This window comes from Ruegeria sp. CF8 (assembly GCF_056537285.1).
The window spans coordinates 136,223-147,819 of sequence record NZ_JBQFRG010000006.1 but is presented as its reverse complement, the minus strand read 5'-3'; the positions used below and the strand labels follow the sequence as shown (position 1 = coordinate 147,819).

The window sequence follows — 11,597 nt, the reverse complement described above, 5'->3', positions numbered from 1 at the left end:
AAGCGACGGGGGCTGATTTTTCCAGACGGGAGTTCCCTTCGATGACCGAGACCCAGTTCACGCCGCGCGTGTTTTCCGGCATCCAGCCTTCGGGCGGGCTGACCCTGGGCAACTATCTGGGCGCAATGAAGCGCTTTGTGGATATGCAGGGTGCAGATTTCGAAACCATCTATTGCATGGTCGATCTGCACGCGATCACCACATGGCAGGACCCCGCCGCGCTGTCCCACAACACTCGCGAATTATGCGCAGGCTTCATCGCAGCGGGCATCGACCCCGAACAGTCGATTTTGTTCAACCAAAGCCAGGTGCCCGAACATGCACAACTGGGCTGGATCTTTAACTGCGTCGCCCGGATGGGCTGGATGCAACGCATGACCCAGTGGAAGGACAAGGCAGGCAAGAACCAGCAGAACGCTTCGCTGGGGTTGTTTGCCTACCCGTCGCTGATGGCGGCTGACATTCTGATCTATCACGCGACCCATGTGCCGGTCGGTGAGGATCAGAAACAGCATCTGGAGTTGACCCGTGATATCGCCATCAAGTTCAACAACGACTTTGGCGTCGACTTCTTCCCAATCACCGAGCCGGTAATCGAAGGCGCGGCCACCCGCGTCATGAGCTTGCGGGACGGGTCCAAGAAGATGTCAAAATCCGATCCGTCAGACATGAGCCGGATCAACCTGACCGATGATGCCGACGCGATTGCCAAGAAAATCCGTAAGGCCAAGACCGACCCGGACGCGCTGCCGTCGGATGTTGATGGGCTCGAGGATCGCCCCGAAGCGCGCAATCTGGTCAATATCTACGCGGCGCTGAACGATCAAAGTGTCGAGCAGGTTCTGGCCGAGGTCGGCGGCAAGCAGTTTGGTGACTTTAAACCGATGCTTGCCGATCTGGCGGTGGCGAAACTGGCGCCGATCTCGACCGAAATGTCTCGTTTGATGGCAGATCAGGCTGAAATTGATCGCATCCTGGCACGCGGAGCCGAGCGTGCGCGTGAGATTGCTGCTCCGATCCTGCACAAGACCTACGAAATCGTAGGCATGGTTGGGTCAGCATCACGCTGATTGCACTGGACCTTTTTCTGACGCCCTCCTAGGTTTGCCCAAAGCTTGGGAGGGCATCATGGCAACAGGCAAGAATATCCGCACATATTTCGAAGGCCAGTGGCATGAAGGGGATGCCCCCATCATGCGCGCCGCCGATCACGGGGCCTGGTTGGGGTCTTCCGTCTTTGATGGCGCTCGATATTTCGAGGGCCTTGCACCCGACTTGCACGCGCATTGTGCGCGGGTAAACCGATCTGCAGAAGCTTTGATGCTGACCCCGACTGTAACAGCTAAACATATGGTGGAGTTGGTGCGCGAAGGGTTGCAATCCTACGACGCAGATACCGCTGTCTATATTCGGCCGATGTATTGGGGGATCGACGGCGACCAGACCGCCATTGTCCCACAGGAAAACAGCACAGGCTTTGCCATTTGTCTGGAAGAGATCCCGATGGCACCGGACACAGCCTCGGTCACTTTGACAACCACAAGGTTTCGCCGCCCTGTTTTGGAAAGTGCAGTTGTAAACGCCAAGGCCGGTTGCCTGTACCCCAACAACGCACGCATGTTGCAAGAGGCCCGGTCAAAGGGGTTCTCGAACGCTCTGGTCGCTGACGCGATGGGGAACGTGGCTGAAACCGCAACGGCCAACATCTTTATGGTCAAAGATGGTGAGGTCTTCACCCCGGCCCCCAACGGCACGTTTCTGGCGGGGATCACGCGCGCGCGACATATCAAGAACTTGCGCGACGACGGTGTTGCGGTCCACGAAACGGTTTTGAGTTTCGAGGATTTTCACGAGGCAGACGAAGTGTTCATGTCAGGCAACATGAACAAGGTGACACCTGTTACAGCTCTGGACGATACGCAATTTCAAGTTGGCCCTATTGCCCGCCGCGCCCGTGGACTTTACTGGGATTGGGCTGCAAGCGAACGCTAGCATGTCACTTTGAACGTGTCCGAGTTGCCACAGCGCAACCGCTGGGGCATGATCTGTGAAACTTGAAGAGGACACCCATGCGTAAGTTTCTAGTTGTTCTGGATGACAGCCGCGAATGCCTGAACGCCATGCGCTTTGCCGCGATGCGTGCGGCGCATACCGGTGGCGGAGTGACGATACTGTCGGTGATCCCGCCAGACGAGTTCAACCACTGGATCGGTGTCGCCGAAACCATGCGCGAAGAAGCGCGAGAGCGTATCCATGCGCATTACGAGGTTTTTGCAAAATGGATGCGTGACAAACAGAATGTGGAACCGGAACTGGCTATCCGCGAAGGCGATCCGGTGCCACAGATCATAGAACATGTGCAGTCCGATCCCGAAATCGGAGTTCTTGTGCTTGGGGCGGGGACGGACAAAAAGGGGCCAGGCCCGCTGGTGACTCAGTTGACGAAAAACTCGGGTAGCCTTCCGATCCCGATCACCATTGTTCCTGGCGATCTGAGCAAAGAAAAGCTGGAAGAAATCACCTGAGGACTGACGATGGCGAGGACGATACAGTTCTGGTTCGAATTCGCCTCGACCTATTCCTATCTCAGCGCAATGCGGATCGAAGCTGCGGCACAAGCCAAGGGTGTTGCGGTCGAATGGCAACCTTTTTTGCTTGGTCCCATTTTTGCAGCTCAGGGATGGCAAACTTCTCCGTTTAATCTCTACCCTGCCAAAGGGCGATACATGTGGCGTGACATGGAGCGTTTATGTGCGGCGCGGGGGTTGCCACTTGTAAGGCCTGAGCCCTTTCCGCAGAATTCTCTTTCGGCAGCGCGTCTGTCGCTGGCTATTGAAGATCAAAAAGAGCGGGCCGCTTTTGTCAGGGCAGTCTACAGCGCAGAGTTTGGAGCGGGGCACGATATCTCGGATCAGAATGTGCTGATGGACTGTCTGGAAGCGGCAGGCTTGCCAACTGACACTCTGGGCCGCGTGCAGGACCCGGACATCAAGGCTGCGCTGTTTGCACAATCCAACCGCGCCAAAGACCTTGATCTGTTCGGAGCGCCCAGTTTTCTGGTCGAAGACGAACTGTATTGGGGCGACGATCGTCTGGATGAGGCGCTGGAACACGCGGCTTCAATTTAGAACTGTTCCAAATCTTGACTTCCCACGCCCCTGCGCGCATATCAGAGGCACATCAGACGGAGCTGCCTCATGTTCATCCAGACCGAATCCACCCCAAACCCGGCCACGTTGAAGTTCCTGCCCGGCCAAACGGTGCTTGAGGCTGGAACTGCAGATTTCCCAACGCCAGACGCGGGAGAGAAATCTCCTCTGGCCAAACGGATCTTTGCTGTTAACGGTGTGACCGGCGTGTTCTTTGGCAACGATTTTGTCACTGTCACCAAATCCGATGACGTTCAGTGGGATCACATCAAACCGGCGATCCTGGGTGCGGTGATGGAGCACTACCAATCGGGTCAACCAGTGATGGGCGCTGATGCAACTGCCGCATCTGGCCATGCGGAACACACTGGGGAAGACGCTGAAATCGTCAATCAGATCAAAGACCTGCTGGACAGCCGCGTGCGCCCGGCGGTGGCTCAGGACGGTGGTGACATCACCTTCCACGGCTTTGATCGCGGCATCGTTTATCTACACATGCAGGGGGCCTGCGCGGGCTGCCCGTCTTCGACGCTGACACTGAAGATGGGCATCGAGAACCTACTGCGCCACTACATCCCCGAAGTGACCGAGGTTCGCCCTGTTGCCGTCTGACCCGACGATTCTGTCATTTGATACATCGGCCGCGCATTGCGCGGCCGCTTTGTTGCGCGGCGGTGAAATCGTCACTTCTCGGGCCGAAGCAATGTCACGCGGGCAGGCCGAACGCCTGATGCCGATGCTCGAAGACGTACTCGCTCAGGGTGGTTGTTCTTGGTCCGATCTTGACGCCATAGGCGTGGGTGTCGGACCGGGTAATTTTACTGGCATTCGAATCTCGGTCTCTGCCGCGCGCGGGCTTGCCTTGGGCCTCGGCGTACCGGCAGTTGGTGTTTCAGGCTTCGATGCTTTGATGGAGCTAGGCGCTGCGGACCAGATTCCATGTGTCCCAGCCCCGCGCGACCAGGTTTATGTTCGGGCCCTCGGCGCCGATCCACGCCTGATGCCCAGGGTAGAGGCCGAGGCACTTGGGTCGCTGTTTTCCTGCAATGACCCGGACCAACACGCCCAAGCCATTGCGCGTCTGACGGCTGAACGTTGGCGCGATGTCAGCGCACCGCCGGCACCGCTGTATGTCCGGCCCGCAGATGCGGCCCCGTCGCGTGATGTGCCTCCGGTCTTGTTGGACGAATGACGCCGCACGATATGGCAACGACTCATGCCGCTGCGTTCACGCAGTCGCGCCCCTGGTCCGCCAGCGAATTTGAAAGCCTTCTGGACAACCCGTTTACGCATTACGTTGGTGATCCGCGTTGCTTTGCGTTGTTTCAGGTGATCGCCGGCGAGGCCGAGCTGCTAACAATTGCGACTCACCCTTCGGTACAACGTCAGGGGCTGGCCCTGGAAACGATGCGTGAATGGCACCGTCAGGCCGCAGCCATGGAGGCAAACCGGGCCTTCCTAGACGTCGCAGCTGACAATGTGGCGGCAATCGCCTTGTATGAACGCTGCGGGTATCATCGTTGCGGCGTGCGGCGTGCGTATTATTCGCGCGAAACGGGCACAAAAACCGACGCTCTGGTGATGGAATGCCACCTGCCCTAAGGGCAAGTGAACATTTTTTGGACCATTTGGTCAGGAATCAATTGACCATGACGGTTGCAAACCCCCTTAATACCCGCCATCACAACAGTTATGCTCGCTAAACGTGGGTAAACGGGACTAATCTGATCCCGTGCCAACATAAAACTGGGAGACCGAAATGACCCTGATGAAATCCTTGATGAGCGCTGCCGCCGCCGTCGCTCTGACTGCAGGTGCCGCTCTGGCTGAACCGGCGCTGATCTTTGATCTGGGCGGCAAATTTGACAAATCGTTCAACGAAGCCGCCTATAACGGCGCGCAGCGTTGGGCAAATGAGACCGGTGGCAAGTACCGTGAGATCGAAATCCAGTCGGAAGCACAGCGTGAGCAGGCCCTGCGCCGCTTTGCTGAATCCGGTGCAAACCCGATCATCACCATGGGCTTTGGTATGGCTGATCCGCTGTCAGCAGTCGCTGGCGATTATCCGGACACCAAGTTCGTCGCTGTTGACGTGAACTGGCTGGACATTCCAAACATCCGTCAGATTGGCTTCGCCGAGCATGAAGGTTCGTACCTGGTTGGCATGATGGCCGCGATGGCGTCGGAATCGGGCACTGTTGGTTTCATCGGCGGTATGGATATTCCGCTGATCCGTCACTTTGGCTGTGGATACGCGCAGGGTGCCAAGGCTGTGAATCCTGACATCAACGTCGTGGCCAACATGACCGGCACCACTCCGGCAGCGTGGAATGATCCTGTGAAAGGATCCGAACTGACCAAGGCACAGATCAGCCAGGGCGCAGACGTGATCTATGCCGCAGCCGGTGGCACAGGCGTTGGTGTTCTGCAAACCGCAGCCGACGAAGGAATCCTGTCAATCGGCGTGGACAGCAACCAGAACCACCTGCACCCGGGCAAAGTTCTGACCTCGATGCTCAAGCGCGTGGATGTTGCCGTTTATGAAGCGATGAAAGCAGGCGACGACGTAGAAACCGGTATCTTCACCATGGGTCTGGCCGAAGACGGTGTTGGCGTTGCGATGGATGAAAACAACGAATCCCTCGTGTCCGTCCGTATGGCAGACGCTGTGGACGATGCGCGCAGCGCCATCATCAACGGCGACATTAACGTTGTCAGCTATTACGAGAACGACAGCTGTCCGGCACTGCAGTTCTAAAATACATGCGGGGTGGGGGTTTCCTCCGCCCCGTTTTCCACTCTGCCGCGCCGTCCGTGCGGCCCTTTCGGCAATTGAGGACAAGACATGACCGTCCCCGCCATTGAGCTCAAAGGGATTTCCAAAGCCTTTGGGCCGGTTCAGGCCAACAAAGACATCTCCATCAGTGTCGCCCCCGGTACAATACACGGGATCATCGGTGAAAACGGCGCGGGCAAATCCACGCTGATGAGCATCCTCTACGGCTTCTACAAAGCCGACAAAGGTGAGATCTGGATCAACGGATCTAAGACAGACATCCCTGACAGCCAGGCCGCAATCGCCGCAGGCATCGGGATGGTATTCCAGCATTTCAAGCTGGTTGAAAACTTTACCGTTCTGGAAAACATCGTGCTGGGTGCCGAAGATGGTGGGCTGCTTGCCCCGTCTCTGGCAAAGGCGCGTAAAGAGCTGAAAGATCTGGAAGAAGAGTACGAACTGTTCGTCGACCCCGACAAGCGTATCGACGAGATCGGCGTGGGCATGCAACAGCGCGTCGAGATCCTGAAGGCGTTGTATCGGAAGGCTGAGATTCTGATTCTGGACGAACCTACCGGCGTTCTGACCCCGGCTGAAGCGGATCAGCTGTTCCGCATTCTCGACCGCCTGCGGGCCGAGGGGAAAACGATCATCGTGATTACGCACAAACTGCGTGAGATCATGGAGAATACCGACACCGTCTCGGTCATGCGACGGGGACAGATGACGGCAACTGTCAAAACGTCCGAAACCAGCCCCGAAGAGTTGGCCGAGCTGATGGTAGGCCGCAAGGTTCTGCTTCAGGTCGACAAAGTTCCTGCCAAACCCGGTCAACCCATTCTTGAGATTGAAAAACTGAGCGTTTTCGATTCGACCGGAGTGGAACGGGTCAAAGGCATTGATCTGACCGTCCGCGCAGGTGAAATCGTCGGCATCGCCGGGGTGGCTGGCAACGGACAATCCGAGCTGCTTGAGGTTCTGGGCGGTATGCGCCCGGGCCAAGGTTCGATCAAATTGAATGGTCAGCCTTTGGCGCTGAGTGGCGCAGGGTCGGACGGTCAGGCCCGCCGCGCCCGGCATATCGCACATGTGCCGGAAGACCGGCAGCGCGAAGGTTTGATTATGGATTTCCACGCGTGGGAAAACGTCGCCTTCGGCTATCATCGTGACCCGGCATACAAACGCGGCATCTTCATGGACAATGCCGCCTTGCGCGCCGATACCGAAGCCAAGATTGAAAAATTCGACGTCCGCCCGCCCGATCCATGGTTGGCGGCCAAGAGCTTTTCTGGCGGCAACCAGCAAAAGATCGTTGTCGCACGCGAGATCGAGCGCAACCCGGATCTGCTGCTGGTCGGACAACCCACACGCGGCGTAGACATCGGTGCGATCGAGTTCATTCACAAGCAGATCGTCGCTCTGCGTGATCAGGGCAAAGCCATTCTGTTGGTCTCGGTCGAGCTGGAAGAGATCTTTTCGCTTTCCGACCGGATCGCGGTGATGTTTGACGGACACATCATGGGTGAACGACTGCCCCATGAGACGGATGAAAAAGAACTGGGCCTGTTGATGGCCGGTGTTGCGGGAGAGGCCGCGTAACATGGAAAAAATGCCCAAATGGGCCGATGTCGTTCTGATCCCGCTGATCAGTCTGATACTGGCCGCTATCTTGTCGGCGCTGGTCATCCTCGCCATCGGAGAAAACCCGATCGAAGCGGTTCAGCTTATGGTGACCGGCGCGCTGGGGTCGACCTATGGCTGGGGCTACACGCTTTACTATGCGACGAATTTCATGTTCACCGGTCTTGCAGTTGCCGTCGCGTTTCATGCACGTCTCTTTAACATCGGTGGCGAAGGTCAGGCGATGCTGGGCGGGCTTGGCGTCGCCATGGTCTGCCTTTATGTCGACTGGCCCCATTGGAGCATAGCCTTGCTCGCGGCCTGCGCCGCATCAATGCTGTTCGGTGCGTTTTGGGCCGCCATTCCGGCCTATTTGCAAGCCAAACGCGGCAGCCACATCGTGATCACCACGATCATGTTCAACTTTATCGCGGCCGCGTTCCTGAACTACATGCTGGTCAATGTCATGCGCCCGCAAGGATCGCAGGACCCGGCCACCGCAAGATTCCCTGAAACCGTTCACCTGCCGACCTTCCAGTCGATGTTCTCGACCGCTGAGAATGTGGTGTTCCGCGGGGCTCCGGCGAACATCACGTTCTTCATCGCGCTGCTGGCCTGTGTCGTTGTCTGGGCGCTGATCTGGCGGACCCGGTTGGGGTACGAAATCCGCGCCTATGGCCACTCGGAAACCGGGGCGGTTTACGCTGGCATTTCCCCCGTGCGGATCACCATCATTGCCATGCTCATTTCGGGCGCGCTGGCGGGTTTGATGGCCATCAACAACGTGATGGGCGAGGCAGAGCGGCTGGTTCTGAACTCGACCGAGGGCGCGGGCTTCATCGGTATCGCCGTTGCGCTGATGGGCCGGTCCCACCCGTTCGGCGTTTTTCTGGCCGCCTTGCTGTTTGGCTTCCTCTATCAGGGCGGGGCGGAACTGGCCTTGTGGGCCTCGATCCCGCGTGAGCTGATCGTTGTTATTCAGGCGTTGGTCATTCTGTTCACCGGAGCTCTGGACAACATGGTGCGAATGCCGCTTGAAAAACTGTTCCTTGGTATGCGGAAGAGGGCTGAGTGATGGAATTCTTCGTTACCCTCATCCAGGTCCTGGATTCGACCATTCGCCTGTCCACCCCACTGCTGTTGGCCTGTCTGGCCGGTCTCTATTCGGAACGTGCTGGTATCTTTGACATTGGCCTCGAAGGCAAAATGCTGATGGCGGCATTCTTTTCCGCAGCCATCGCAGCGGTTACCGGCTCGGTTTGGCTGGGCTTGCTGGCGGGCATTGCAGCTTCATTGTTGCTGTCAGGGCTCCACGGGCTGGCGTCAATTACATTCCGGGGCAATCAGCTTATCTCGGGCGTGGCGATCAACTTCCTCGCTTCGGGTTTGACCGTACTGGTCGCCCAAAGCTGGTTCCAGCAAGGCGGGCGGACACCGTCCCTGTTTGGAGGTGGGCGGTTTGAGCCCATCAATTTCCCATTTGCGGAAGCGATCAGCGGTGTGCCGATTATCGGCCCGATTTATTCCGAATTGCTCTCGGGTCACTCGATCCTGGTCTATGTGGCGTTTCTGATGGTTCCGGCGACATGGTGGGTTCTGTATCGCACCCGCTTTGGCCTGCGATTGCGGGCAGTGGGTGAGAACCCGGCTGCGGTTGATACAGCGGGCGTATCCGTGGTTGGCCTGCGTTTCGCGGCAGTCGCGATCTGTGGCGTTTTGTGCGGTATTGCGGGAGCATATCTGGCCACTGCATTGCAGGCCGGCTTCGTCAAGGAAATGACGGCCGGACGCGGGTTCATTGCACTGGCGGCGCTCATCTTTGCGAAATGGCGCCCCTGGCATGCCATGTGGGCCTGTCTGCTGTTTGGCCTGCTGCAAGCCGTTGCCCTGCGATTCCAGAATATCGATCTGGGTGGAATTGTGATCCCGGTGCAAGTAATGGACGCCCTGCCCTACATCCTGACTGTTGTGATTCTGGCCGGGTTTGTCGGCAAAGCCGTTCCCCCGCGCGCCGGTGGCGAACCGTACGTGAAGGAACGCTGATAAGTCCAGTTCAGGATCAATTCTGGGTCCTGTTCGCTGCAGAGCGGCATGCAGAGTTGATTTTGCATGCCGCACCCGTTCTAAGGGGGTATGCAAGTCTACCTGCCCATAGCCAAAGTACCTGTCAGCGCCTTCCCTACGTCGGGCGTTGCCTTCAAGATTGGAATTGATCTCGTTTTGCAGTCAGAAGACATCTTTTGGCTGATCAAGCCGGGAGGCATGTGACAATGATATACATGCAAAAAACTGCATCAATGGCTTACCAATGGACTGCATGCGGCAGCGCGGCGACGCAAAACACAAAGTGACGGTATCATGTACATTTACCTGCCCATAGCCGAAGTATCGGTGAACGCATTCCTCCTGCTTGGTCTGGGTGGAATGGTTGGCGTCTTGTCCGGAATGTTCGGGGTCGGCGGCGGTTTTCTTATGACGCCGCTGCTGTTCTTCATCGGCATTCCGCCAGCGGTGGCGGTTGCGACCGAGGCCAATCAGATTGTTGCTTCGTCCTTTTCCGGCGTGTTGGCCCATTTCCGACGAAAAACCGTAGACCTAAAGATGGGGACTGTGTTGCTGGTCGGGGGCCTGATCGGGGCCGCTTTGGGTGTGGTTGTCTTCAACTATCTCAAAAGCCTGGGTCAGGTCGATCTGCTGGTCAAACTGTGTTACGTCGTTTTCCTTGGCGTCATCGGAAGCCTGATGTTCGTCGAAAGCCTCAGGGCACTGCGCAAGGCGAAAAGAGGCGGAGCTGTTGCCGCCAAACGCCGTCAGCGGGGCTGGATTCATGCCCTGCCCTTCAAAATGAGGTTCCGCACATCAGGCCTTTATATCTCGGTCATTCCACCGGTTTTGGTTGGACTTTGCGTCGGGGTTTTGTCTGCAATCATGGGTGTCGGCGGCGGCTTTATCATGGTTCCCGCCATGATTTACCTGTTGGGCATGCCCACAAAGGTTGTTGTCGGCACTTCGCTGTTTCAAATCATCTTTGTAACGGCCTTCACCACAATGCTGCACGCCACCACGAACTATACGGTGGACATTGTTCTGGCGGTTCTGCTGCTGGTTGGCGGCGTGATTGGCGCGCAGATCGGTACCGTGATTGGCGCGCGTATGCCGGCAGAGCAACTGCGCGTTTTGCTGGCTGCTTTGGTTCTGGCGGTGTGCGGCAAGCTTGCGCTTGATCTGCTTCTTGAACCTGCCGAGCTTTATTCGCTTGGAACTGGCGGAGGGCACTGAGAATGCTGCGATCACTCATTGCCGCCTTTTGTCTTTTGTGCCTGCCCGCGTTCGCTGCGGAAGAACAGGTTGTTCTTGGTCTTAGCCAGGATCGCGTTGCGATCACAGCGACCTTTGACGGCTCAGAGCTTCTCATTTTCGGGGCCATCAAACGGGAAACCCCGATTCCGTCCGGCCCACCGGTCGAGGTCATCGTTGCGGTCGCTGGTCCGTCCGAGCCTGTCACGGTACGCCGCAAAGAACGGAAGCTGGGGATCTGGGTCAACACCGACAGTGTTCTCGTCGATCTTGCGCCCAGCTTTTACGCGGTCGCGACCAGCGGACCGTTGGATGACATTCTGACGGACACCGAAGATCTTCGTTATCGCATTTCGATAGAACGTGCGATCCGGTCCGTTGGTGCCGCGATGCATATCCGCGGCGCGCAGGATTTCGCAGACGCGGTAGTTCGCATTCGCGAGGAAGAAGACTTGTATTCCATCCGCGAAGACACGGTTGCCGTGGACGAACAAACACTGTTTCGCACCTCAATCGACATGCCTGCCGACCTGACCGAGGGGGATTACACCGCCCGTATCTTCCTGACACGCGGTGGCGAGGTAGTTTCGCAGTACGAAACAACCATCGATGTTCGCAAAGTTGGCCTGGAACGATTCCTGTACAACATGTCGCGTCAGCAACCTGTCTGGTACGGTCTGATGTCTCTGGTCATCGCAATTGCTGCTGGCTGGGGCGCTTCGACGGCATTCCGTCTGTTGCGCGACAAGTAACGG

The 11,597-nt window shown here is 57.4% G+C and carries 13 protein-coding genes; all 13 read left to right on the top strand.

Annotated elements, in window-relative coordinates; all coding sequences use genetic code 11:
• The first annotated feature begins 41 nt into the window (after positions 1–41).
• Positions 42–1,070 carry a tryptophan--tRNA ligase gene (gene trpS, locus ACR0EV_RS15120; RefSeq protein WP_475192435.1) on the top strand — a complete coding sequence of 343 codons (1,029 nt, stop codon included), beginning with the start codon at positions 42–44 and terminating at the stop codon, positions 1,068–1,070.
• 58 nt (positions 1,071–1,128) lie between these two features.
• On the top strand, positions 1,129–1,992 hold the full coding sequence (locus ACR0EV_RS15115) for a branched-chain amino acid aminotransferase (RefSeq protein WP_480800843.1): 864 nt from the start codon (positions 1,129–1,131) through the stop codon (positions 1,990–1,992).
• A gap of 77 nt (positions 1,993–2,069) precedes the next feature.
• The gene (locus tag ACR0EV_RS15110; RefSeq protein WP_171093614.1) at positions 2,070–2,525 is read left to right on the top strand and encodes a universal stress protein; all 456 of its coding nucleotides are present in this window, start codon (positions 2,070–2,072) and stop codon (positions 2,523–2,525) included.
• A 9-nt stretch (positions 2,526–2,534) separates the two neighbouring features.
• Positions 2,535–3,128 carry a DsbA family protein gene (locus tag ACR0EV_RS15105; RefSeq protein ID WP_480800842.1) on the top strand — a complete coding sequence of 198 codons (594 nt, stop codon included), beginning with the start codon at positions 2,535–2,537 and terminating at the stop codon, positions 3,126–3,128.
• A 69-nt stretch (positions 3,129–3,197) separates the two neighbouring features.
• Complete coding sequence (locus ACR0EV_RS15100; RefSeq protein ID WP_480800841.1) at positions 3,198–3,761, top strand: NifU family protein; 564 nt, start codon at positions 3,198–3,200, stop codon at positions 3,759–3,761.
• On the top strand, positions 3,751–4,341 hold the full coding sequence (gene tsaB, locus ACR0EV_RS15095; RefSeq protein ID WP_480800840.1) for a tRNA (adenosine(37)-N6)-threonylcarbamoyltransferase complex dimerization subunit type 1 TsaB: 591 nt from the start codon (positions 3,751–3,753) through the stop codon (positions 4,339–4,341). Before ACR0EV_RS15100 ends, tsaB begins: the two co-directional genes overlap by 11 nt.
• An 11-nt stretch (positions 4,342–4,352) precedes the next feature.
• Complete coding sequence (locus ACR0EV_RS15090) at positions 4,353–4,751, top strand: GNAT family N-acetyltransferase (protein ID WP_480800839.1); 399 nt, start codon at positions 4,353–4,355, stop codon at positions 4,749–4,751.
• Between the two features lie 157 nt (positions 4,752–4,908).
• Positions 4,909–5,907 (top strand): BMP family lipoprotein, encoded by a 999-nt coding sequence (locus ACR0EV_RS15085; RefSeq protein ID WP_480800838.1) that lies wholly within the window; start codon positions 4,909–4,911, stop codon positions 5,905–5,907.
• Positions 5,908–5,994: 87 nt separating this feature from the next.
• A complete protein-coding gene (locus tag ACR0EV_RS15080) occupies positions 5,995–7,524 on the top strand; it encodes an ABC transporter ATP-binding protein (RefSeq protein WP_480800837.1) in 1,530 nt (509 codons plus the stop codon).
• A gap of 1 nt (position 7,525) precedes the next feature.
• Entirely contained in the window at positions 7,526–8,620 is a 1,095-nt protein-coding gene (locus ACR0EV_RS15075; RefSeq protein WP_480800836.1) for an ABC transporter permease, read from the top strand.
• A complete protein-coding gene (locus ACR0EV_RS15070) occupies positions 8,620–9,588 on the top strand; it encodes an ABC transporter permease (protein WP_480800835.1) in 969 nt (322 codons plus the stop codon). Before ACR0EV_RS15075 ends, ACR0EV_RS15070 begins: the two co-directional genes overlap by 1 nt.
• A 315-nt stretch (positions 9,589–9,903) precedes the next feature.
• Entirely contained in the window at positions 9,904–10,824 is a 921-nt protein-coding gene (locus tag ACR0EV_RS15065; protein WP_171093632.1) for a sulfite exporter TauE/SafE family protein, read from the top strand.
• A 2-nt stretch (positions 10,825–10,826) separates the two neighbouring features.
• On the top strand, positions 10,827–11,594 hold the full coding sequence (locus ACR0EV_RS15060; RefSeq protein ID WP_480800834.1) for a TIGR02186 family protein: 768 nt from the start codon (positions 10,827–10,829) through the stop codon (positions 11,592–11,594).
• The last annotated feature ends 3 nt before the right edge of the window (positions 11,595–11,597 follow it).